General features: G+C 58.9%; 20 protein-coding genes. 6 read left to right on the top strand and 14 right to left on the bottom strand.

Annotated elements, in window-relative coordinates; genetic code table 11:
• The first annotated feature begins 82 nt into the window (after positions 1-82).
• Complete coding sequence (locus F4V43_RS04990) at positions 83-505, top strand: MarR family winged helix-turn-helix transcriptional regulator (RefSeq protein WP_150457152.1); 423 nt, start codon at positions 83-85, stop codon at positions 503-505.
• A 75-nt stretch (positions 506-580) separates the two neighbouring features.
• Positions 581-2,065, top strand: a complete 1,485-nt coding sequence (locus F4V43_RS04985) for an N-acetylmuramoyl-L-alanine amidase (RefSeq protein ID WP_150457151.1) — start codon at positions 581-583, stop codon at positions 2,063-2,065.
• 95 nt (positions 2,066-2,160) lie between these two features.
• Here F4V43_RS04985 and F4V43_RS04980 read toward each other — a convergent pair whose 3' ends face one another.
• The gene (locus tag F4V43_RS04980) at positions 2,161-2,781 is read right to left on the bottom strand and encodes a 50S ribosomal protein L25 (RefSeq protein ID WP_150457150.1); all 621 of its coding nucleotides are present in this window, start codon (positions 2,779-2,781) and stop codon (positions 2,161-2,163) included.
• Between the two features lie 274 nt (positions 2,782-3,055).
• Between F4V43_RS04980 and F4V43_RS04975 the strand changes: the two genes are divergently transcribed.
• Both F4V43_RS04975 and F4V43_RS04970 read left to right on the top strand, forming a co-directional pair.
• Positions 3,056-3,331 carry a GNAT family N-acetyltransferase gene (locus F4V43_RS04975; RefSeq protein WP_150457149.1) on the top strand — a complete coding sequence of 92 codons (276 nt, stop codon included), beginning with the start codon at positions 3,056-3,058 and terminating at the stop codon, positions 3,329-3,331.
• A 58-nt stretch (positions 3,332-3,389) separates the two neighbouring features.
• On the top strand, positions 3,390-4,244 hold the full coding sequence (locus F4V43_RS04970) for a GNAT family N-acetyltransferase (protein WP_150457148.1): 855 nt from the start codon (positions 3,390-3,392) through the stop codon (positions 4,242-4,244).
• 137 nt (positions 4,245-4,381) lie between these two features.
• On the opposite strand, the gene F4V43_RS04965 is transcribed toward F4V43_RS04970, so the two are convergent.
• A complete protein-coding gene (locus F4V43_RS04965) occupies positions 4,382-5,104 on the bottom strand; it encodes a hypothetical protein (RefSeq protein ID WP_150457147.1) in 723 nt (240 codons plus the stop codon).
• Positions 5,061-5,516, bottom strand: coding sequence for a flavodoxin (locus F4V43_RS04960; RefSeq protein WP_150457146.1), 456 nt, complete (start codon positions 5,514-5,516; stop codon positions 5,061-5,063). The genes F4V43_RS04965 and F4V43_RS04960 overlap by 44 nt, the downstream gene beginning before the upstream one ends.
• 208 nt (positions 5,517-5,724) lie before the next feature.
• On the opposite strand from F4V43_RS04960, the gene F4V43_RS04955 reads away from it, so the two are divergent.
• Together F4V43_RS04955 and F4V43_RS04950 are read left to right on the top strand one after the other, a co-directional pair.
• The gene (locus tag F4V43_RS04955) at positions 5,725-6,588 is read left to right on the top strand and encodes a class I SAM-dependent methyltransferase (RefSeq protein WP_150457145.1); all 864 of its coding nucleotides are present in this window, start codon (positions 5,725-5,727) and stop codon (positions 6,586-6,588) included.
• A 6-nt stretch (positions 6,589-6,594) separates the two neighbouring features.
• Positions 6,595-7,359 (top strand): RluA family pseudouridine synthase, encoded by a 765-nt coding sequence (locus F4V43_RS04950; RefSeq protein WP_150457144.1) that lies wholly within the window; start codon positions 6,595-6,597, stop codon positions 7,357-7,359.
• A gap of 144 nt (positions 7,360-7,503) precedes the next feature.
• On the opposite strand, the gene F4V43_RS04945 is transcribed toward F4V43_RS04950, so the two are convergent.
• The 11 genes from F4V43_RS04945 to F4V43_RS04895 form a co-directional block, all read right to left on the bottom strand.
• Positions 7,504-7,947, bottom strand: coding sequence for a MarR family winged helix-turn-helix transcriptional regulator (locus F4V43_RS04945; RefSeq protein WP_150457143.1), 444 nt, complete (start codon positions 7,945-7,947; stop codon positions 7,504-7,506).
• A gap of 216 nt (positions 7,948-8,163) precedes the next feature.
• The gene (gene gyrA / locus F4V43_RS04940) at positions 8,164-10,599 is read right to left on the bottom strand and encodes a DNA gyrase subunit A (RefSeq protein WP_150457142.1); all 2,436 of its coding nucleotides are present in this window, start codon (positions 10,597-10,599) and stop codon (positions 8,164-8,166) included.
• 40 nt (positions 10,600-10,639) lie between these two features.
• Positions 10,640-12,619 (bottom strand): DNA topoisomerase IV subunit B, encoded by a 1,980-nt coding sequence (parE, locus tag F4V43_RS04935; RefSeq protein ID WP_150457141.1) that lies wholly within the window; start codon positions 12,617-12,619, stop codon positions 10,640-10,642.
• Positions 12,620-12,678: 59 nt separating this feature from the next.
• Entirely contained in the window at positions 12,679-13,665 is a 987-nt protein-coding gene (locus tag F4V43_RS04930; protein ID WP_150457140.1) for an ABC transporter permease, read from the bottom strand.
• Positions 13,658-14,644, bottom strand: a complete 987-nt coding sequence (locus F4V43_RS04925; RefSeq protein WP_150457139.1) for an ABC transporter ATP-binding protein — start codon at positions 14,642-14,644, stop codon at positions 13,658-13,660. Before F4V43_RS04925 ends, F4V43_RS04930 begins: the two co-directional genes overlap by 8 nt.
• A 17-nt stretch (positions 14,645-14,661) precedes the next feature.
• The gene (locus F4V43_RS04920; protein WP_150457138.1) at positions 14,662-15,528 is read right to left on the bottom strand and encodes a GDSL-type esterase/lipase family protein; all 867 of its coding nucleotides are present in this window, start codon (positions 15,526-15,528) and stop codon (positions 14,662-14,664) included.
• A gap of 141 nt (positions 15,529-15,669) precedes the next feature.
• Entirely contained in the window at positions 15,670-16,377 is a 708-nt protein-coding gene (locus F4V43_RS04915; protein ID WP_150457444.1) for a CAP domain-containing protein, read from the bottom strand.
• Between the two features lie 239 nt (positions 16,378-16,616).
• Positions 16,617-18,560, bottom strand: coding sequence for a WG repeat-containing protein (locus F4V43_RS04910; protein ID WP_150457137.1), 1,944 nt, complete (start codon positions 18,558-18,560; stop codon positions 16,617-16,619).
• Between the two features lie 172 nt (positions 18,561-18,732).
• Positions 18,733-19,740 (bottom strand): galactose/methyl galactoside ABC transporter permease MglC, encoded by a 1,008-nt coding sequence (mglC, locus tag F4V43_RS04905; RefSeq protein ID WP_150457136.1) that lies wholly within the window; start codon positions 19,738-19,740, stop codon positions 18,733-18,735.
• 69 nt (positions 19,741-19,809) lie between these two features.
• On the bottom strand, positions 19,810-21,321 hold the full coding sequence (locus F4V43_RS04900; RefSeq protein ID WP_150457135.1) for a sugar ABC transporter ATP-binding protein: 1,512 nt from the start codon (positions 21,319-21,321) through the stop codon (positions 19,810-19,812).
• A 153-nt stretch (positions 21,322-21,474) separates the two neighbouring features.
• Positions 21,475-22,551, bottom strand: coding sequence for a galactose ABC transporter substrate-binding protein (locus F4V43_RS04895; protein WP_150457134.1), 1,077 nt, complete (start codon positions 22,549-22,551; stop codon positions 21,475-21,477).
• Positions 22,552-22,682 lie beyond the last annotated feature (131 nt).

The following is a 22,682-nucleotide window of genomic DNA, read 5'->3' as shown; positions in this document are numbered from 1 at the left end:
TGCGCACGCAACACTTATCGGTTACAATGTGGGCGGACCGGCTGACACAGCCGTTAAGCTCATTTAAAGAGGTGTTAACCTGTTGAAGAAGGAACCGATTGGCAAGCTGCTCTCTTACCTTCACCGCAACAACCAGAAGACGCTGATCAAGGAGCTCGTGCCTTACGGCATCGGCGGAGGCGGGCAGCACAGCTTCCTGAAGCTGATTCTCTCCGAGCCTGGCATCACCCAGGACCAGCTGACGGTCCGGCTGAAGTTCGACAAGGCGACGACAGCCCGCTCCGTCAAACAGCTGGAAGACTCCGGTTACATCGAGCGTCAGGTCGACCCCCTGGACCGGCGTTCCCATTTGCTCTTTCCTACCGGCAAGGCGAAGGATTTCGAGCCGGTTCTCGAGCGAATTCTGGAGAACAACAACCGCAGACTGGCCCGGCATCTGACCGATGCCGAAGAAGACCAGCTGATCGGCCTGCTTCAGAAGATGATCGGCGACGACAAACTCTGATTCTCTTCTGCTTCGTTACGCAACCTTTCCCAGAATTTAGCGTCTGATTGTATAAGGAAAGGTGGGTGCAATGAGGTGAGAAGGTTAGTAATTTGTTGTATGCTGCTGCTCCTGCTGCTTCCATCGGCCGGACAGGCCCTGGCAAGCGGGCGGCAGCCGGCGATTGTCGTGGATGGCCAGACGCTCTCGCTCCAGAAGAAAGACAAGGTGGAGAATCTGGGCGGAAGCGTCATGGTGCCGCTGCGCGTAATTGCCGAGAACCTCGGTCTTCCGGTAAGCTGGGAGCAGGCCACGGGCCGGATCGTCATCAATCGGGAATTCGGCGAGATTGAGTTGACGGTGGGCAACATAACGGCGGCGATCGACGGCAAGTCGACAAGACTGGAAGCTTCCCCCGTGAACCGGGGAGGCACTACCCTGGTGCCGCTTCGGTTCATCGGGGAAGCGATGGGACTCAAGGTCGGTTGGGACAATCAAGCCAAAATCGTGTCGCTAACCTCGGCTGTGCCGGCGCAGACGCCGCAGCCGAGCGCTGTGCCGACTCCGTCGGCCTCCGCAGCGCCGGCTTCTCCTCTGCCGTCTGCTACCCCGGCTCCGTCCGCTTCCGCCTCCGCCTCTGCGGTCGTGAAGGACATCAGCTTCAGTGAGAACCGGCTGATGATTACGTATGAAGGGGCGGTCCAGCCTGTTGTGAGCACCCGGAGCGCCGGCTCCATGTCCGTTGCGCTGCCCAAGACCGATCTCTCATCGGCTCTTGCCGCCACGTCGGGCTTCAACCTGCTGACCGGTACCGGCGATCTTCCGGTAGCCGGTTCCGGCCCGGTTACCGCCGTTCACTACAGCGCCGACCCTTCCGTTCCATCTACGGCGCTGCTGACGCTGACACTGTCCGGAACCTTGGCCCCGGTGTATACCACCTATACGGAAGGCGACGGCAGCACAGTCCTGTTCGTCGTCCAGTTCGGCGCTGCCGCTTCGGCCGTCCCGCTGCCGTCGATGCCGGCACCGGTTCCGGGCAAGAAGCTCGTCGTACTGGACCCCGGCCACGGAGACGGCGACTCAGGCGGCGTCGGAGCAGCGCTGACGCTGGAGAAGAACGTGAACCTCTCGCTGGCCCTCAAGGTTCGGGACATTCTATCGTCCCGTCCGGATCTGCAGATTGTCATGACGCGCGAGGACGATACGTTCATTCCGCTCTCGACTAGAGCGCAGATCGCGAACCAGCTTCATGCCGATGCCTTTATATCGTTTCATGCCAACAAGGCTCCCGGCAAGCCCACCGTGGGCGGCACGGAGACGTACTATTACGGCAACGGCGGCAAGTCTCTGGCGGAGACGATGCACCGCCATCTCCTCGCCGCCACAGGGTTCAAGGACCGGAAGGTCAAGACCAACCGCTATGTGGTGCTGAGAGAGACGACAATGCCCGCGACGCTGATGGAAGTCGGCTTCCTCTCCAATCCGCAGGAGGAGGCGGTCATCAATTCCGCAGACTTCCAGAACCGGGTAGCCGCAGCCATCGCGGACGGCATCCTTGATTATTTTCATCTGAACCCCTGACCGGCTGCTATCAAAAGGGCGGCAGGCCCCGCTCCCTCCCGGGAGCGGAGTCTGCCGCCCTTCTCTTGGTTGAATGACTTCCTTGAACGTCGTTCTTAGGCTTCCTCGCCCTCGCTGCCTTCGGCAGCCTGTGCCGTCTCGGCTTCCGGAGCGGTTCCTTCTTCGCTCTCCAGTTCTTCCGTTACCGCAGGCGGCGCCAGCTTCACAACCAGCGTCTCGGCGTCGTTCAGAATGGTCCAGCCTTCCGGAGCTTTCAGATCCGACACCAACAGCTGGTCGCCAATCTCCAGTCCGCTTACGTCGACTTCCAGCACCGGCGCCAGCTTGTCCGGCAGAGTGCGGACGTCAATCTCATGCAGTTCTACCGTCTGGACGCCGCCGCTCTTCGCGCCTTCCGGCGTTCCTGTAAAATGCAGCGCAACCTTGGTGTCGAGTTCCGCCTTCATATCAATCAGGTGCAGGTCTACGTGCAGCAGCTTGTTCGACAGCGGCTGGCGCTGGACCTCATGAATAATAACGTCCTTGGTGCCGGTTGGCAGCTCCGCTTTCAGCACTGCACGGGGATTGCGGACCAGAATATGATCGATGGTCTTGGCGTCCGCGCTCAGAGCAAGCGATTCCGAACCCGCGCCGTATACAACGACCGGCACGAAGCCCTGCCGCCGCTGGGCGGCTGCCTTCCCGGTTCTTTCAGTCAAGCGTACTGTTTCACTCATAGCCAATTCCTCCTGTCTGGGATTAAAAAGCAGAAGACCGATTAGATTATGTAGGGTCTAATCAGTCTCTTATTAACCAGCTTGCCTTGTTGTGGAATCAGTATAGCACTGTAAAGAGGCCGAGTCAAAACGGCTCCGCTTCTTCTAACAGCCGGGTGTCGTCGAAAGATGGCGTGAACAGGGCCTCATTTCCATGCAGTTCGCCTTCTTCCGGCGGCTGCCTCGCTTTTTGAAATCCCGGGTAGTACAATAACGGAAAAAGGAGTGATGACAAATGCCAACCATTCAATCGGACGACAGCCGCTTCTATATCGCGGGAGAAGGCCGCGATCTGGCCGAGATCACCTTCCGCAAGGAGGGGGAAGGGACTCTGGTGATTGACCACACCTTCGTCTCCGAGGATCTTCGCGGCCAGGGTGCCGGCGAGAAGTTAGTCCGAGCCGTTGTGGACAAAGCGCGTGAGGAGAATCTGAAGATTGTGCCGCAGTGCAGCTATGCGGCCCATCAGTTCGAGAAACATACAGAATACCAGGATGTCAGGAAGGCGTAAGAGCGCTTCCCTTGATTCGCGCCTCCGGCATGCCTGATTTAACGGGAGGAACCGGAACATGAATACAGACCCTACTTTGGCTATTTGGGATGAGATTGAAGAATTGCAGCAGCGGGTTGAAGCGTTTGACGGAATTTCGCTGAAGCTGAACTGGAGCATGCTGCGTGGCAGAATTGAAGGCACCGAGTACATAACGGTCCGGGACGGAAGTCTGCTGGTCGGCTTCATCGGGCTCTATGGCTTTGGTTCGCAAATGGAGATCTGCGGTATGGTCCGTCCGGGTTACCGGCGGCGCGGTCTCTTCACCTCCCTCTGGCGGCAGGCCCGGGAACGGATGGAGAGCTATCCGCCTGAAGATCTGCTGCTCAACACACCGGCCGCCTCCGCATCGGGAGAAGCCTGGATACGCCAGCTCGGAACAGCCGCCTTCTATTCGGCCGAATACCAGATGCTGTGGCAGGAAGAGGCATCCGCTGCGTTCGCCGGCGCGTCTGCTTCGGAGTCGGTGTCGCTCCGGCCCGCGGAACCGAATGACCGAAGCTTCCAGATCGCGCTCGACCGGGAGGGATTCGGCATTCCGCAGGCTGATGCCGAAGAGATGTTCGAACGGATCGAGCGGGAGCCGGGAACGGAATGGATCATTATCGAATGGAACGGGACACCGGCGGGCAAGCTCCGTCTGGAGATGGAAGAGGACGGAACGACGGGGGTGTACGGCTTCGTGGTGGAAGCGTCCTTCCGGGGACGGGGCATAGGGCGAAGCGCCCTGCTCCAGGTGGTCGAGCGGGAACGGCTGAACGGCAACCGTATCTTCCTGGAAGTAGCCGTGGACAATCCGAACGCACTGCGGCTGTACCGGGAATGCGGGTTCGATGTTCTGAATCAGCAGAACTACTACCGCTTCAGCGGCTGAGGCGGGCCGGTTAAGGAACCGGAACCCGCTCTGAATCGGACAGATACCGAACAAGGGATGCGCTGCCATCCGGCTTCCGGCCGGAGGCGCGCATCCCTTTTCTTTTTGCTTCGGGCCCGTATGATCTGTACTCCCCGCTAGACGTAGGGCCGATGAAGCTCTTGCTCCATAAGCGGAGCGAGCAGCCGGAGATAGTCCAGCGATTCCTGAAGCGGCACCGCGCCGCAGTCATGCCGGTCGCTCCGGCCCTCCAGCAGATTATAAATCTCGACGCTCTCCGGAGGAAGACCGTAGGAGATGCGGCAGAAGACATTCGCCATATGCATGAACCCCAGCGCCACCTCCTGCGTGCAGCCCGCCATGAATTTCTGAATGGAGAGGCTTCTTCCCGGCATCTGCGAATGCCAGGCCAGCTGGAAGATTACGGACAGTTCGATGCCGAGCTCCGGCACGGGAACATGCCACTGTTCGTAGAGCATGAAGGGAACCTCGCCCACATGGTTGGAGGAGACGATCCGGATCAGCGAATCGGAGACCGCGTTCTTCACCTCCCACTCCTGCATCAGCGAACGGAATCCGCCTGTGCCCTTGGAGGGCCAGCGCCGCTCCAGCAGGAACAAGACGGGGGTCTGCCGCCTTACTTCGGGAGTGAGGCTGTAGTAGTCATTGAGCGTATGGCCTGCGGCGTACTGCGTCTGCTTGCGCCACAGCGGGACTCCGCGGTTGCGGCTTCCGCAGCAGTCGCAGTCCGAGGCCATATCGAGCACGGCGTGCTCGACGATATAATCATGCAGGCGCAGAGGCATCGAAATCGTCTCAGGACACCGCCGCCATGCAGCGGCGGGCGAACCGGCGTCCATAGTCGCGGCAGCCTTCTTTTTCCTCAGCGTTCGGGCCGTACTCGATCTTCAGGCTCTCTTGAACGAGTTCCGCCCCCTTCTCCCGCAGCTTGGCTTCAATGATGTCGACCGCGCCGCAGTAGACCGCATATCCGGTATCCCCGCTTCCGAATACTGCGCACTTGACTCCTTCAAGCTCTATCTCATCCCATTCTTCGGCAAAATCCAGGAATTCGTCGGGCAGCTCGCCGTCTCCCCAGGTATAAGCGCCCAGCAGCAGGCCGTCATGCTGCACCAGATCCGAGGCGCTGCAGCTGTCCACCTCCCTCAGCACGGCCTCGCAGCCGGATTCCCGGACTCCTTCCGCAATCCGTTCCGCGATATCTTCCGTATTGCCGGTCAGACTGGCATAGACAATCATAATGGACGCCATGGTCGTCGCTCCTTTGCTCGCTATCCCCCCTGCTCTGAATGGAAAGGTGTCCCTGTACGGACTTCAACAAGGGGAATTTATTTGCCCTCAGTTTAATTGATAATGATTCTCATTGTCAATATATTTCTCTTCTGCCCGGCAGATTGTGGAGTCTGCAAGAAATGATGTACAATAAAGGCTACTTGACTTTTTGAAGGATGGATTGAACATGTATATCGCTCGCGATTGGAAAGATTACGAAGTTCTTGATACAGGGGGCGGAGAGAAGCTCGAACGCTGGGGCGATATTCTTCTTCGGCGGCCTGATCCCCAGATTATCTGGCCTCTGCAGAAGGAGACGCCGGCTTGGCGCGATGTGCACGGCCACTATCACCGCAGCTCGTCGGGAGGCGGGCAGTGGGAAATGAAGAAGCCGATTCCCGAGAACTGGACTCTTGAATACGGCAAATTGAAGTTCCACCTGCGTCCCACCAACTTCAAGCATACCGGCCTGTTCCCGGAACAAGCGGCCAACTGGAGCTGGATGATGGACAAGATCGCCTCTGTGAAACGGCCCATCAGTGTCCTGAACCTGTTCGCCTATACGGGCGGCGCTACTGTGGCGGCAGCCAGCGCCGGCGCTTCCGTCGTCCATGTTGACGCCGCCAAGGGCATGGTTCAGTGGGCGAAGGAGAACCTCCAATTGTCCGGCCTCGGAGACCGCCCGGTTCGTTTCATTACCGACGATGTCTTCAAGTTCGTTCAGCGCGAACAGCGCCGGGGCAGCAAGTACGATGCCATTATCATGGATCCGCCTTCCTACGGACGGGGACCCGGCGGCGAGATGTGGAAGCTGGAGCAGAGTCTCTTCCCCTTCCTGGAGAGCTGCATGAGCATCCTGAGCGACAAGCCGCTGTTCCTGCTCATTAACTCGTATACGACCGGCATTTCGCCGACCGTTCTGGAGAATATGCTGGCGATGACGATGAAGCCGCGCTACGGCGGCAGACTGACTTCGGGCGAAATCGGGCTGCCGATTACGGCGTCCGGCCTGAATCTGCCCTGCGGCATTCTCGGCCGCTGGGAGGCGTAGGACGCGATGACGACAACGCCTCCGAGCGACGGCAGCGGACGGTCTCCCGGACCGGAGGCAGGCGACGCTTCGGATTTCCCGATTCTTTATGAAGACAATCATCTTCTGGGCATCGTCAAGCCCGTCAATGTGCCGGTCCAAGAGGATGCAAGCGGCGACCCCGACCTGCTGACTCTGCTGAAAGAAGATCTCAAACGCCGCTACGGCAAGCCGGGGAACGTCTTCCTCGGCCTTGTGCACCGGCTGGACCGGCCGGTCGGCGGGGCCATGATTTTTGCCAAAACGTCCAAAGGCGCCTCCCGCCTCTCGGAGAGCGTGCGCAGCCGCAGCTTCCGCAAGCTGTACTTCACGGTCGTACACGGCGCGCCCGCTTCCCCGAGCGGACGTCTGAAGCACTGGCTGCTGAAGGATGCCAAGACCAATACGGTCCGGGCCGTGCGCTCCGGGACCCCCGGAGCAAAAGAAGCCATTCTCGACTACACGGTGCTTGGCACGGAGGACGGACTCAGCCTCTTGCGGATCGAGCTGCTGACGGGACGCTCGCACCAGATCCGGGTGCAGCTCTCGGAGACCGGCTGTCCGCTCTACGGGGATCAGAAATACGGAGCCGCCCTCAACAAGCCGGGCTGGCAGATTGCGCTCTGGTCGGCCGTCGTCGGCTTTCCGCACCCGGTCGCGAAGGAAGACGTCACTCTGATCTCCCTTCCGCCCGCTACGTATCCATGGAACCAGTGGCCCCGCGAAGTCTATCAACGGGCCGTCCGCGATTAACGGGAGAATCCTTCCTCCGGCATGGGGACGTGCCAAAAGTGAGAATAATAATAAGCTCCAGCCCGAGGAGATGATCCTTGGGCTGGAGCTTTGTTGTTTGGGTTTTAGACGAACGATTGCAATGACCCTCGCCATGCGAAGCGGCTAGCGGCCTGCTTCGACAACCGGCGCATCCGCAGCCGGAGCAGCCACCAGCTTGCCCATCAAATACAGAAGAAGCTGCTGATTATGGGCGGAGATATGATCAAGCGCCTCCGCGAAGAAATCGCTTCGCACCTTCATCCCCCGGTTCATCTCATTGCGGCCCAGGTCGGTAATGCTGACCCACACAATTCTGCGGTCTGCCCCATCCCGGTCCCGGTGAATCAATCCGCCGCGCTCCATCCGGTCAAGCAGCATCGTAACGGCGGCCGGACTTGTCGCCAGATGCGGCGCCAGATCCGAAGGCTTCGCAGCCCCCCGTTCCTCTACAAGCTCCAGAACGGTCAACTGCGCATCGGTTAACGACGGAGACAGCTTGCTGTCCATATGAATCTTGTAATCTTTGTACAGCTTATGCCAAATCTTACTGAATTCAAAGGCGTTCACTGGGGTACCTTCCCTTCTGGCCATCTTTCCGAACCTGCTGCGTCCCTGTCTAATACCTATTCGCCGAAAGCCGGCTTTTTCCTGCAAAAAGGAAAATATTTCACATATCAGCTATCCGAAATGTAAAATACCCGCCGCTGGATGATTGCGGCGGGCAGACCCGGTTGTAAATTCAAAAGCACCGGCTAATTCTTCGGTGAGCCGTACGGAATTCCATTAAACAGACGGAAGAATCTCCGTAATCCCGTTCTTCTTGTCGGCATGAACCAGCAGCTTGCCGGTTGAGCGACGGTCGGAGATCGGAGCCGCATCCGACGTGAAGGCGTGAAGCTCCCCTTCCCCGGTGATTGCGGTAAGGCGAAGCGGTTCCCGGACATAGAACGCGCCGGCAATGACCGTTCCGTTGGAACGGACCCGCTTCCCTTCCTTGAATTCAAAGGTCGGCATTCCCTTGCCGCCCCGGCTCTGAATCGGGTAGTCGGCCAACAGGCTGCGTTTGGCATAGCCCAGATCGCTCATGACCAGCACCTCGCCCTCGTCCTCGGCGGTGTAGAAAGCCGCCACCAGCTCGTCCCCGTCCTTCAACTGCATGCCGCGCACGCCTGCGGCCACCCGGCCCATCGGATTCACCTCCTGCTCGCGGAAGCGGATGCCCATTCCTTCCCGGCTGACCAGCATCAATTCCTTGTCGCCGCCGCTCATCAGCACCGTCAGCACTTCATCGCCTTCGCCGACCTTGCAGGCGGCAACGCCTCCCGAGCGGGACGTGAAGTATTCCTTCAGTTCCGTCCGCTTCACCTGGCCCTTGCGGGTGATGAACAGCAGACTCCGTTCCGGTTCATCGAAGCTGGCGACCGGCATGACGGCGGCGATGCCGTCTCCCTTGGCGAGCGTGATGACATTGACAATCGCTGTTCCCGGCTCTTTCCACTTGAACTCGGGAATCTGGTGAACCGGAAGCAGGAAGTATTGCCCCTTGCGGGTGAAGACCAGCAGATTGTCGCGGGTGTTGACATCCAGCACTTGAACGATATGATCCCCGTCCTTGACGCCGGAAGTCTCCCGCTCTCCGCCGGAGCGCGTGAAGCTGAGCATCGAGGTCCGCTTGATGTAACCGTCGCCGGAGAGCGCAACCAGCACATCCTCCGCATTGACCAGCGCTTCCAGGCTTACCTTCAGCTCTTCGACTTCTTCCTGGATCGCCGAACGGCGGTCGATGCCGTATTTATTGCGGATCTCCAGCAGCTCCTTGCGGATGACGGCAATCAGCTTCTTGTCGCTCTCCAGAATGCCCCGCAAGGCGGCTATCTTGGCTTCCGTCTCTTCCAGCTCCTTCTGGAGCGTGACAATCTCCAGATTCGTCAGACGGTAGAGCTGGAGGGTAAGGATGGAGTCGGCCTGACGCTCGCTGAACCCGAACATCCAGACCAGGTTATTCTGCGCATCCTGCCGGTTCTTGGATGCTTTGATCGCCGCGATGACTTCATCCAGGATGTTCAGCGCCTTGACGAGTCCCTCCAGCACGTGAGCGCGGTCTTCCGCCCGCTCCAGGTCGTACTGGGTGCGGTGGGTTACCACATCGCGCTGGTGGCTGATATACGCTTCCAGAATCGCCTTCAGCCCGAGCTGATGCGGAGCCTTGTTAACGATCGCCACCATATTGAAGTTATAGGTGATCTGAAGATCGGTCTTCTTCAGGAGATAAGCAAGAATTCCCTGGGCATCGGCGTCCTTCTTCAGTTCTACGACGATGCGCAGGCCTTCCCGTCCGCTCTCGTCCCGGACTTCCGCAATCCCTTCCACTTTCCGTTCCAGCCGAATGTTCTCCATCGCCGTTACGAGCCGCGACTTCACGACCTGGAACGGAATTTCGGTGATGACAATCTGCTGCTTGCCGCCCCGCAGGTTCTCGATCTCTGTCTTGGAACGCAGATAGATGCGGCCCTTGCCTGTCCGGTAAGCGTCCATGATGCCTTCGCCGCCCATGATGAGCCCTCCGGTCGGGAAGTCGGGACCTTTCATGAAGGTCATGATCTCTTCCAGCTCGATCTCCGGCTTCTGCATGACGGCGATGCAGGCGTCTATGGTCTCCCGGAGATTATGCGGCGGGATTTCGGTGGCGAAGCCTGCGGAGATTCCGCTCGCTCCGTTGACGAGCAGATTCGGATAGCGGGACGGCACGACGACGGGCTCTTTTGCCGTATTGTCGAAGTTATCCTTGAAGAGAACCGTCCGCTTCTCGATGTCGCGCAGCATCTCCATGGCGATCGGCGACAGCCGCGCCTCGGTGTAACGCATGGCCGCGGCCGGATCATCGTCCATGGAACCCCAGTTGCCGTGCCCGTCCACCAGCACATGCCCCATCTTCCAGGGCTGGGCCATCCGGACCATGCCCTCATAGATCGACGAATCGCCGTGCGGGTGATAATTCCCCATCACGTCGCCGACGGTCTTGGCCGATTTGCGGTAGGGCTTGTCCGGCGTATTGCCGGAGTCGTACATGGCGTAGAGAATGCGGCGCTGAACGGGCTTCAGCCCGTCGCGGACATCGGGAATCGCCCGGTCCTGAATAATGTATTTGGAATAGCGGCCGAACCGGTCGCCCACGACCTCTTCCAGAAAGGCCGGCAAAAATTGTTCTAGACTGCTCATGCTTTCACCTTCTGTTTCTCATATGTCGGGCTTGCCGCGCTTATTCCTCGGTCTCCGTGAAATCGACGTTCTCCACGATCCAGCGCTTGCGGGGATCGACCTTATCGCCCATCAGAGTAGATACCCGGCGCTCGGCCTTGGCGGCATCCTCGATCTGGACCTGCAGGAGCGTGCGCGTCTCCGGATTCATCGTCGTCTCCCAGAGCTGCTCCGGGTTCATCTCGCCGAGTCCCTTGTAGCGCTGCAATTCAAAATTCTTGCCGAACTCCTTCAAATAATTCGCCAGCTGTTCGTCGCTCCAGGCATAGCGTACGGTCTCCAGCTTCCCGGACTTGCGGGTGAGCTTGTAGAGCGGCGGCTGGGCGATATAGACCTTTCCGGCATCGATCAGCGGCTTCATATAGCGGTAGAAGAACGTCAGGAGCAGCACCTGGATATGGGCGCCGTCCGTGTCGGCGTCGGTCATAATGATAATTTTGGCAAAATTGCTGTCTTCTACGGCGAACTCGGGACCGATTCCCGCTCCGATGGCGGAAATAATCGCCCGGTATTCGTCATTCTTCAGGATGTCGGCCAGCTTGGCCTTCTCGGGGTTCATCGGCTTGCCCTTCAGCGGAAGAATCGCCTGGAGCTTAGAGTCGCGCCCCTGCTTGGCGGAGCCGCCGGCGGAGTCGCCTTCCACGATGAACAGCTCGGTCCGTGTAAAATCCTTGGACTGCGCCGGCGTCAGCTTGCCGCCGAGATTCGACCCTTCGCTGCGCTTCTTGCCGCTGCGGATTTCGTCCCGCGCCTTGCGGGCCGCTTCGCGGGCCTTGGCCGCTTGAATCGACTTCTTCAGCAGGCTCTGCCCGACCTGGGGATTCTCTTCCAGGAACGTCTGCATGTGCTCCGCCACAACGGAATCGACAATCCCCCGCGCGGAAGCGCTGCCGAGCTGGTCCTTCGTCTGACCGACGAATTCCACCTCGGACATCTTGATGCTGATGACCGCCATCATGCCTTCGCGCAGGTCGCCTCCGTCCAGGTTCTTATCCTTCTCCTTGAGAAGTCCGGTTCTGCGCGCATACTCGTTCATCACCCGCGTATAGGCCGTCTTGAAGCCTGTCTCGTGCGTCCCGCCGCTTCGCGTCGGGATCGAGTTGACGAAGGAGACGATCGTCTCCGTATAGCCGCCGTTATATTGCAGCGCCACCTCAACTTCGATCTCGTCCTTCTCTGCGCTGAAATGAACGACTTCGTGCAGCACATCCTTGCCTTCGTTCAGGAACTGGACGAACTGGCTGGCGCCGCCTTCATAGTGGTATTCATCCTGCCGGCCGGAACGCTCGTCGGTCAGCGTAATCCGCAGACCGGAGTTCAGGAAGGCAATCTCCTGCAGCCGCTCGGCCAGCGTATCGTAATTCAGCGAAATGCCGCCCTGAAAGACGCGAATATCCGGCTTGAAGGTAACCTTCGTGCCGGTCCGGTTCGTATTGCCGAGAACCTCGAGTCCCGTTACGGGCTCGCCGACATGTTCCCGGCCGGAAGCGTCGACCCAGTATTCAAAGCGCATCCGGTGGATTTTGCCTTCCCGGTATATCTCAACCTCCAGCCACTCGGACAGGGCATTCGTAACGGAAGCGCCGACGCCGTGAAGACCGCCGGATTTCTTGTATCCCGCTCCTCCGAACTTGCCCCCCGCATGCAGCATGGTGTACACGACCTGCGGAGTCGGAACTCCCGTCTTGTGCATCCCGGTCGGGATGCCCCGGCCGTTGTCGACCACGGTGACGGAACCGTCCTTGCGCAGCGTAATCTCAATTTTGGAACAATACTTGGCCAAATGCTCATCGACGGCGTTATCTACGATTTCCCATACGAGATGGTGCAGTCCCGAACCGCTCGTACTTCCGATATACATGCCGGGCCGTTTGCGGACCGCAACCAGACCTTCGAGCACCTGAATGTCGTCAGCATCGTATCCGGTCGGCTCTGCCGCGCCGTTCTTGGAAGCTGCAAACAAATCGACCTGTTCGACCATTCAAGCTCCTCCTTCACAAAATGCAAACACTTGTTTTCTTTTTGCTTACCTTGTTCATTCTAATTCAAAATATCCCGTTTCGTAAAGACGGCGAATGAAACCGCCACGGAAACGCCTCCCCAGACGGCCAGAACCGCCAGAGAAAACGGAAGCGTCATCCCCTCGATCGGGGCGGGCATACCCGCCAGATAATTGGTCAATCCGAGATTGACCATGAACAAATATTTGGCGGCCGTCCAGGACGACGCCATGTTCGTCAGTATGCTTCCGGCGATCAGCGCCGCCATCATGACCACAATGCTGGCCGCCGTGCTGCGGACAAGGACCGAGACCATGAACGCCAGCAGCGCTACGACAATGCTGACGAACCAGATCAGGCCGGCCTGCATGAGCATGTACTTCCACTGCGGAACGGCGTGGACCGCCGACATGTCGACGGCGTCGCCGCTGATTCGAAAGCCGGTGAACACCGGGACGTTGAAGCCCCGGTAGCCGAAGGCGAGGCCGGAGATCAGGTAGCTGACCACATAAGTGGACAGAATAATCAGCGAGACGAACATCAGGAGCGCGGTCATTTTGCTGAACAGAATTCTCCACCGCTTGACCGGCCGGGTCAGCAGCATCTTGATCGTCCCCGTCGTCCGCTCGCCCGATACAAGGTCCGAAGCGACGGCCATAATCAGCAGCGGAATGAAGAGGCTGACGGAGTTGTCCAGAAATTCGCGGGTAAAGGTAACGCCGCTCGGCGCGTTCGGATTGACGTCATGATCCAGATAATATTGAAGCTGCTGGACAAAAACTTTGCGGTACGTCTTCCATTCCTCCGGAATCCGGCTGCTGTCCAGCGAATTCTCGTTGTCGGTAATCCGCTGCTGGACTTCGATCCGCCAGTCGGTGAATTTGTCGCGGCTGCGCTCCGCCGCCCGCATCTGCGCATACGTAAACATCGGCACGAGCACGGCCAAAATCAACAGAATGACGTAAAATCGCTTTTTCTTGATGATTTTGAGGCATTCGTTGCGAATGAGGGGAAGCAGTTTATTCAATGGATTCACCCTCCGTCAGTTTCAAGAATAGCTGTTCCAGTGTGGGGTTGATTTTATGCACGCCTCCGACGCGGACCCCGGCCGCCGTCAGCGCCGCAACCTGCTCGGGGATACTCTCTTCGTTCATGACGGTCAGCAGGGAATTCGGCCCTATTCCGGCGACGATGGCATCGTCCAGCAGCGTTTCGGCCGGGTCGGCGGTGACGGCTCCGGCCGCCTCCAGCAGCTTCCGCCCCGCTTCCGGCGGGTCCAGCTCCCAGAGCACATAGGGCGAATTTCGGGATACCAGTTCTTCGACGCCTCCCACGGTCAGTACCCGGCCCCGGCTGATGATTGCCACCCGGTCGCACAGCAGCTGGATCTCGCTCAGCAGATGGCTGGAGACGAAGACGGCCATCCCTTCGCCCGCCAGGCGGCGGATGAACTCCCGCAGTTCCTTGATTCCCTTCGGATCAAGGCCGTTCGTCGGCTCGTCCAGAATCAGCAGTCTCGGTCTGCCGAGCAGGGCCTGGGCAATTCCGAGACGCTGACGCATGCCGAGCGAATACGTGCGCACCTTGTCGTGAATGCGCTGATCGAGCCGGACGATGTCCACCACCTCGGCGATGCGCGCCTCGTCGACCCCGGGCTGCATCCGGGCAAAATGCTGCAGATTCTCCCAGCCGGTCAAATACGTATAGACCTCCGGATTCTCCACGATGGAGCCAACGTAGGCCAGCGCTTTCTCCGGCTCCTTGTTCACATTGTAGCCGCAGACCGCGATATCGCCCGACGTCGGACGAATCAGGTCGACGAGCATGCGGATGGTCGTCGTTTTGCCCGCTCCGTTTGGTCCCAGGAAGCCGAATACTTCCCCGGCCTGGACATCAAAGGTCACGTCGTCGATGATCCACTTGCGGCCGATTCGCTTGCGGACATGACGAACGGCAAGTACGGTCTGCTCTTGGGCGCCGCCTGCGGCGGCCGTGTCGTTCTTCATCGCTGCCTTCTCCTCTCTTAGCGGATCGCCTGGGCGATCCGCTGGGCCATCCGTTCATACCCGTTCCCGTTCGGGTGAAAATGGTCGTTGGACAAGTATTCCGCCTGCCGGCCGCTGAACAGGTCCATGGTCGGCACCAGCGTTACCGCCGGCCGCACATTGACGAGATCCAGAACAGCGCCGTTCCAGGCGCTTACCGCCTGATTGCCCGGCTGCAGAAGCTGCGGTATATCGCCGAAAGGGTTGTACAGCCCGATCAGGTAAATGCTCGCCTGCGGGTTCAGTTCAATCAACGTGTCGAGCGCGGAGCGCATCCGTTCCGCGGCTGCGGGGAGCGCGCCGAGCAGCGCTTTCGGATCAAGTTCGCCCTGAGCAGCGGGGGCGGGAGCGGAGGCCTTTGGCTGCGTCTCCCCGGCGGCTGTGCCGGCATCGTCCGCAATGACACCCCCGTCCGCGATGCCCGAGCCCCGGAACAGGTCATTGCCGCCGATGGAGACCAGAATCACATTGGCCTTCTTCACGGCGTAGCGGACCCCCTCTTCCTTCAGCCGGTCCTGGAGACCCGCTGTCGTCAAGCCGTTGACGCCCAGGTTGGCCACAAGGCTCGCCTTTAATCCCCGGTCCGTCAGCACATCGACCGTACGTCTTGCGAAGCCCTTGCCGTCCCGGTCGCCCGTTCCCTTGGCCAGGGAATCGCCGAGGGCCACAATGCGGTATTCTTCTTCCACCGGAGGCGCGGTGGCCTGCGGCGTTCCGGCGGCAAGCTCCTCACCCCGGGGATTTACAATATCACGCACGGCATAGAGGAAGCCGATTGCAAGCAAAAGACTGGCCGCAAGCGACAGAATGCCGACGCTTCGCCAGGTCCATCTGGAGTCCTTCATTATAATCCCTCCGTCAATTACTTCCATCTGGTTTATATCTAAACATAATTCTTCCCGGGAGCTTTTGCAAATGCACGGCAAAAAGCCACCCCTTTCGCGTAAGCGGAAGGAATGGCTTGCCGGCACGGCTGAAAGCCGGTATTATTTTTTGCCGATGAACTCCTGCACCCAGTAGCCGCCGTCAAAGCCGGCGCCGATATAATTGAAGTTGGCGTTCAGAATGTTCGCCCGGTGACCGGCGCTGTTCATCCAGGCTGTCATGACCTCCTGCGGCGTCTTCTGGCCCATGGCGATATTCTCGCCGGCATACTGGTAAGTCACGCCGAAGGCGGCCATCATATCAAACGGAGAACCGTAGGTCGGGGACGTATGGGAGAAATAGTTGTTCACCCGCATATCCGTCGCCTTGGCTGCCGCTACCTTGTTCAGACTCTCAAGCGGCGCAACCGCGCCGAGACCGGCTTTGGCACGCTCGGCATTCACGAGAGCTACGACCTGCTGAACGAACGTTCCGCTCTCGCTCTGGGCCGCCGCAGGCGTAGCTGCCGGAGCAGACGTCGGAGCTGGAGCTGTAGTTGGAGCCGGGGTCGGTGCCGGCGTTGCCGCCGGCTTCGCCGAAGCCACAGGCGCTGCGGTCGGTACCGCGGAAGCAGCCGGTTTAGCGGCCGAGACCTTGTAGAAATTCTGCCAGAATTTCAGCCAATCCGCCTGTCCGGATGTGCTCGAATAGGAATATATCGTTTTAACTGTCTGTGCCGAAGCCGTAGAGGCGTTGACCGGGAAAGCAAGACCCAGTGCAAGCACCGCTGCCGCACCCGTACCCATAAGTGTCCGCATCTTCTTGTTCATCTTCAATGTCCCCATCTCCTTGTAGATCATGTTGTCGATTGGTGTGCCGGTAACGTTGAGGCGGCAAAAGTTACAAACCTGTAATAAGTTCCTCGGTCATTGTAGCACATATCTACTCCCAAGGAACTATCCAATTATTTACACCTCAATAGAACGCCGTTCTTCTAACGTTATCGGCTGCCGGAAGGAGAGGGTGCATCCGTCGAACTGCCTATTTCTTCACAGATTGGGCTTTGGGTTCAGTGGAAGGACTGCCAGAAGTCGCCCTCGGTGGAGATCAGCCCCATAATTTCGGCGAATGGAATGCGGAAGACGGGGAACCCGGCGGCATAGGGCGCAATTTCATAAGGAGCAAACACCAGATACAGCGCGCCGCTGTCGACATAGAACGGCTGATCGGGAGCAATGCCCTTGTAGCTGTCCGGAAAAACATAACTGTACTGCGGATCGTTCGCGATCTGTCTGCCCACAATCTCCCCCAATCTCCGGGTATAGGGAGCTTCCGGCTTGAACAGGTCGGACAGCGTATAGAAGCGGCCGGTCCGGAGATTAAGAGGCGTGTATATCCGGGTCGGCATGCCGTGGGCGGCGCCGTAAGGCATCCGGTAGCCGTTCAGCTCCAGCACCAGCAGATTCTTGTGGAAATAGACAACGTCAAAATCGCCCGTATAGCTGGAGTCCCCTTGTCCCGGCTCGCCCGGACTGTCCCGGGGGATGGACAGCTCCCTGAGGCGGCGGTTAACCTCCTCCGACGCCTTCTCATCCGAAATTCCCCGAACCTTCGGATAGTAGACCAGAATCTCCGGACCCGGATGAAAGAGCTGCTCGGCGACGGCATAAGGCGGCTTCAGCGGAATCAGCTTGTTCTCCTGCCATACCTGCCTGCCGCTCCGTTCATAGTAGGAAGTGCGGAGATTGACATCCGCCCGGACCAGCTTTCCGCTGAAAGTCATCATCCCGTTGCCCTCTACAGCCGGGAGAAAGGCGGCCCGTCTTCCCGACGGATCGACCCAATACGTCTGCGCGCCGTCGGATACCGACGCATACCCTTCGGTGTACCGGCTCACGCTCTGAAGCGGACCCGGATGGAGAATCCGCCCGTCTTCCGCCGAAGCCAGCTTGTAGCGGGTTCCCCGGTACGGCTCCTGCTGCGAGACCGGCGTACCGAGGGCAACCACGCCTTCTCCGAGCTGCTGTACATCCGCGTATTTCGGCTCGGTGATGAAGCTTCCCGACCGGTCAATCAGACCGAAGGCGCTGCCGTAATCCGGCGCGGTATTGACAACCGCGCGCCCCTCGCTGAAGGGCAGCGCGGAGGTGAAGCGGGGGGCGATAACCTCATCGCCTTCTTCGCTGATATATCCGTACCTGCCGTTCTCCTCCAGCTGGAACGGCAGAAGGCCATCCCCCGGACTGCCGACAAAGACATAGTTGTACGCATGCAGAATCTGCCCGTCGGGATTGATCAGGGCATAGCTGCCGTCCGGCAGCTTCACAAGCGCCCGCCCCTGCCGGAAATCCTCCGCTTCCGGGTAGCGGGCGGGAATGGCCTCCCTGCCTTCCTTGTCCAGATAACCGTACAGCATTCCGCCGCTGCTGGCGGTACCGAACAGGGCACGGCCGTTCTCCAGCGTATTCAGGAACGGATACCGCCGGCTTCCGGTGATCTCCCTGCCGTTCTCGTTGATCAGCAAGTATCCTTTCTGATCGCTGGCTACCGCCCGTCCTTCGCTGAAGGGCAGCAGCACCTCGAATACCGCCTTGACGCGAAGGCGGCCGTTCGCATCCAGCAGCCCGCTTCGTCCGTCCTGCTGAACAATGGCGAGACCGTTCTCCTGAAAGGGCTCCGCGTACTCAAAGACCGGCTCCACCGCCGTCCGGCCGTGGTCGTCGATGTATCCCCAGCGGGTCCCTTCGCCCGTTCGGAACGGCGCAGGATGAAGCCCGGAGACCCGCGGCATTCTGCGCGCCCCGGACGAATCTTCATCGGATGCCGTCTCCCTCGAGTAGCGGACCAGGTACCAGCCCGGCTGTACCGGAAGCAGAACCTCGGCCGCCCCGGACTGCCGGGCGTTCCTGTCCGGCTGCGGAACCGGCTCGTTCCAGCCCTCGCCGTTCCACCGCCATACCTCCCTGATCCTCGTTCCCTGTCCCTCTTCTCCGTCCCATCTGATTGCAATCATGCTTTCCTCTCCTCCCGTTCTCCCGGTTATCGGGACTCTCGCCTACATCATATGGACGGAGAGCCGGGAAGGTGCGGCGTTCGGCGGCCTGAATGAACGCAAGTACAGCCCCTCCGCAGGAAGAGCGGAAGGGCTGTACGATGGGATATCGGGAGGGGAGGATGCCTGACAATCAATGCTTGGCGGAATATTTGCGCATATCGAAGGCTACCGCCGCCACGATGATGATCCCTTTGATAATCAGTTGATAGTAAGGGCTGATGCCGATAAAGGTCAGGCCATAGTTGATCAGCGTGAAGATGATAACCCCGACCAGCACGCCCGGCACTGTGCCGATACCGCCTGTCGTGGAGACGCCGCCGACTACGCAGGCCGCGATAGCGTCCAGTTCGTACATGTTGCCGTAGTTGTTCGTCGCGCCGCCGGTCCGGGCTGCTTCCAGCACGCCGGCCAGGCCGTAGAGAGCGCCGGCAATCGCGTACAGGTACACAAGATTGCGGGAGACGTTAATCCCGGATACCTTCGCGGCCTGCATGTTGCCGCCGATCGCGTACATGTTCTTGCCCAGCTTCGTCTTGTTGAAGACGACCCAGACGATGGCCGCCACGACAATGGCGATGATGACAATATAAGGGATGGAATACTGCCCTTTGCCGATGAAGCCGGAGCCGATGGTCGTGAAGTCTTCGCGCAGGCCGCCGATCGGCTGGGACTGGTTGGGCTTCATGTCGAAGTAGAGCGAGTTGACGCCGAGCACGATAACCATCGTGCCGAGAGTCGCAATGAACGGCGGAACATTGAGCTTCGAGACAATGAGACCGTTGACCAGGCCGCAGACCAGACCGGCCAGGATAGCAAGCAGAATCGGAATCAGGACATTAAGCTGCGGAAGGTCCGGGTAGAATCTCCGGGAATAATCCGGAATTTGCAGCATCGACGCCGAGATGACAGCGGTCAGACCGACGACGCGGCCCGCCGACAAGTCGGTGCCGGCTGTAATGAGAACGAAGGCGACTCCAAGGGCAATAATGACGCGCGTCGACGACTGAATCAGGATGTCGCGCAGGGTGTTGACGGAGACGAAATTGGGCTCATAGATGGAAATGCCCAGAATCAGGACAACGAGCACGATGTAAATCGCGTTTTGCGAGATAAAGCCTTGCATTTTTTTGGCGTTCATGGATGGGTTCCTCCTTCGAAACTTGGCTCGGATAATCTCTCTCTTCTTATCAATCGCACCGGGGCGGGACTAATGCTGGGCCGCCAGGCGCATCACTTCGGTCTCGGTTGCCTTGTCGCCTTCCAGGATGCCGGTCAGCCGCCCTTCCGACATGACCATGACCCGGTCGGACATTCCGAGCAGTTCCGGCATTTCGGAGGAGATCATGATAATGCTCTTGCCCTGCCGGGCCAGATCGGCAATGATCGAATAGATTTCAAATTTGGCGCCGACGTCAATTCCGCGGGTCGGTTCGTCGAGCAGCAGCACTTCCGGTTCGGTCAGCAGCCATCTGGCCAGAAGCACCTTCTGCTGGTTGCCCCCCGAAAGGTTCATAATCCGCGTCTTGGTTGTCGGCGTCTTCGTGCGCAGCTTGGCGATCATGGCATCGACTTCTTCTCGCTTCTTCTTGCCGTCCAGGAGACCATAAGGCGTCATATAACTGTCCAGGTTGGCAATCGCGCCGTTCTCATGCACCGAGAGCACCGGGAAAATCCCGGTAACGCGCCGTTCCTCGGTCAGCAGGGCCAGTCCGTGCTTCATGGCATCCTGCGGCGAATGAATCCGCACTTCTTTGCCCTGGATCATAATTTTGCCGGACTGAAGAGACCGGAGCCCGAACAGAGCCTCGATCACCTCGGTCCGCTGCGCTCCGACAAGACCGCCGACGCCGAGAATTTCGCCGCGCCGCAGTTCGAACGAGACATCCTTGAACGACCTCGGATTCGGGGAGGTCAGGCCTTCCGCCTTTAGGAACACTTCACCCGGCACATTATGCCGCTCGGGGAAACGGTTCGTCAGATCGCGTCCGACCATCCGGGAGATGATCAGATCGGTGGTCAGCTCGGCTGCAGGCCAGGTGCCGATCTTCCGGCCGTCTCGCATAATCGTAACTTCATCCGAGATTTCGAGGATTTCTTCCATTTTGTGCGATATATAAATAATGGCCACGCCCCGCTTCTGCAGGTCCCGGATAATCCGGAACAAATGCTGCACTTCCACGGCGGTCAGCGATGAAGTCGGTTCGTCCATGACGATGACCCGGGAATTGAAGGAGACGGCTTTCGCGATTTCGATGGATTGGATTTTGGAGACAGAGAGCTTGCCCACCAGCACCTCGGGATCGAGATCAATGTCGAGGTCCTTGAACAGCGCTTCGGTATCCGTGAACATCTTCTTGTGGTCAATAAATTGCAGCGGGCCGATTCCCCGTGTCGGAAAACGTCCCAGCCAGATATTCTCCATTACATTTCGGAACGGCACCGGGTGCAGCTCCTGATGAATCATGGAAATTCCGTTCGCAAGCGCTTCGCTTGAATTCGTGATACGGGCCTTCTCCCCGTTCAAAAAGATTTCGCCGCCGTCCGGCGAATAAATGCCGAAGAGGCATTTCATCAGCGTCGACTTGCCGGCGCCGTTCTCGCCCATCAGCGCATGCACGCTGCCGGGACGGACCTTCAGGGTCACGCCGTCCAGCGCCTTGACGCCGGGAAATTCTTTGGTGATATTGTTCATTTCAAGCAAAAACTCGCTCTGAGCCATGTATGACGCCCCCTTGTTATTTGTCTTTGCATGAGAGGCACAGCGGTTCTCCTGTTTCCTGCTCCACTTCGTCGAATCGGCCGGGCAAAGGAAGCCCGGGGAGGCCCTCATCAGCGGCTCCCCGGGATATCCTCGCAATCGGCCTGTTCAGGCTTATTTCACGTCGCCGACATTGTCTTTGGTGATCTTCTTGTACGAAATCCATACATACTGATTGTCCGTGATGTCGAAGCCCACATTGTCTTTGGTCGGCGTTTCGCCCTTGGCCAGCAGCGCGGCCAGCGTGATTGCCGCCTTGCCCTGGTTATTCGCGTCGTTCAGCACCGTTCCGAGCAGCGTGCCTTCCTGCAGCGCCTGAACGGCAGGAGCGGTAGCGTCAACGCCGACAACCGGCATGTACTTGTCGCCGGTGAAGTATCCGGCGGCTTTCAGCGCTTCGATGGCACCGAGCGCCATGTCGTCATTGTTGGCCAGTACGGCTTCGATCTTGTCGCCGTGCGAACCGAGGAACGCAGCCATCTTCTCCTGGCCTTTGACGCGGTCCCACATTGCGGTGTCTTCGGCCAGCTTCTCGACCTTGATGCCGGCATCTTCAATCGCCTGTATGGAGTACGTGGTGCGGAGCTCGGCATCCTGGTGCCCCGGCTCGCCCTTCAGCATGACGTATTGCAGAACGCCGTCGCCGTTCTTGTCGGCTTCGGGATGGGCTTTCCAGTAGTCTACAATGATCTGGCCGGACAGGGTGCCGGACTCTTCGGCCTTGGCGCCTACGTAATACACTTTGTCCCATTTCTTCATATCTTCCGGCAGCGGTTCGCGGTTCAGGAATACGACCGGAATGTCCGCCGACTTGGCTTTGTCGATGATAACGCCTGCCGCCGTACGGTCAACCGGGTTGATCAGCATGCCGTCATATTTCTTGTTGATGAACAGGTCCACCTTGTCATTCTGCGTAGGCTGCGAGTTCTGGCTGTCTACGATATCCACGGTGGCCACGCCCTTGGCGGAACTCTCGATTGCGTTGCGGACGCCGGTCATGAAGGTATCGTCAAATTTATAGATCGCTACGCCGACTTTCGGAGTCTTGCCCGAATCGCCGGATGTTGCCGCGCTCGAAGCCGGTGCATTGCTGGAACCTGCCGCCTTGTCGTTGTTGTTATTGTTGCCGCATCCTGCGAGAGCCGCTCCGAGCAGTGCGCTTGCGAGTAATACCGGAGTTATTTTTTTCATATTGAATTTGACCTCCTACGATTATGTTTGTTTGTATTCAATCCCCTTGGTGTATCCGGGGTACGTCTTTATTATGCTCTTCGTGTAAGCGGTTGCGAATATAAAATCCTGATTTGTTTTATTAAAATTCT

The organism is Paenibacillus spiritus, from assembly GCF_008710135.1.
GTDB classification, from domain to species: Bacteria; Bacillota; Bacilli; order Paenibacillales; family Paenibacillaceae; genus Paenibacillus_AQ; species Paenibacillus_AQ glufosinatiresistens.
The sequence above is the reverse complement of the archived record's forward strand: the minus strand, read 5'-3'. Positions and strand labels throughout refer to the sequence as shown.

Bases quoted from the DNA above. Each gene is read 5' to 3' on its own strand.
- F4V43_RS04980 (WP_150457150.1), bottom strand. From the start codon at position 2,781: ATGAGTGAAACAGTACGCTTGACTGAAAGAACCGGGAAGGCAGCCGCC.
- F4V43_RS04975 (WP_150457149.1), top strand. From the start codon at position 3,056: ATGCCAACCATTCAATCGGACGACAGCCGCTTCTATATCGCGGGAGAA.
- F4V43_RS04970 (WP_150457148.1), top strand. From the start codon at position 3,390: ATGAATACAGACCCTACTTTGGCTATTTGGGATGAGATTGAAGAATTG.
- F4V43_RS04965 (WP_150457147.1), bottom strand. From the start codon at position 5,104: ATGGACGCCGGTTCGCCCGCCGCTGCATGGCGGCGGTGTCCTGAGACG.
- F4V43_RS04960 (WP_150457146.1), bottom strand. From the start codon at position 5,516: ATGGCGTCCATTATGATTGTCTATGCCAGTCTGACCGGCAATACGGAA.
- F4V43_RS04955 (WP_150457145.1), top strand. From the start codon at position 5,725: ATGTATATCGCTCGCGATTGGAAAGATTACGAAGTTCTTGATACAGGG.
- F4V43_RS04950 (WP_150457144.1), top strand. From the start codon at position 6,595: ATGACGACAACGCCTCCGAGCGACGGCAGCGGACGGTCTCCCGGACCG.
- gyrA (WP_150457142.1), bottom strand. From the start codon at position 10,599: ATGAGCAGTCTAGAACAATTTTTGCCGGCCTTTCTGGAAGAGGTCGTG.
- parE (WP_150457141.1), bottom strand. From the start codon at position 12,619: ATGGTCGAACAGGTCGATTTGTTTGCAGCTTCCAAGAACGGCGCGGCA.
- F4V43_RS04925 (WP_150457139.1), bottom strand. From the start codon at position 14,644: ATGAAGAACGACACGGCCGCCGCAGGCGGCGCCCAAGAGCAGACCGTA.
- F4V43_RS04920 (WP_150457138.1), bottom strand. From the start codon at position 15,528: ATGAAGGACTCCAGATGGACCTGGCGAAGCGTCGGCATTCTGTCGCTT.
- F4V43_RS04915 (WP_150457444.1), bottom strand. From the start codon at position 16,377: ATGAACAAGAAGATGCGGACACTTATGGGTACGGGTGCGGCAGCGGTG.
- F4V43_RS04910 (WP_150457137.1), bottom strand. From the start codon at position 18,560: ATGATTGCAATCAGATGGGACGGAGAAGAGGGACAGGGAACGAGGATC.
- mglC (WP_150457136.1), bottom strand. From the start codon at position 19,740: ATGAACGCCAAAAAAATGCAAGGCTTTATCTCGCAAAACGCGATTTAC.
- F4V43_RS04900 (WP_150457135.1), bottom strand. From the start codon at position 21,321: ATGGCTCAGAGCGAGTTTTTGCTTGAAATGAACAATATCACCAAAGAA.
- F4V43_RS04895 (WP_150457134.1), bottom strand. From the start codon at position 22,551: ATGAAAAAAATAACTCCGGTATTACTCGCAAGCGCACTGCTCGGAGCG.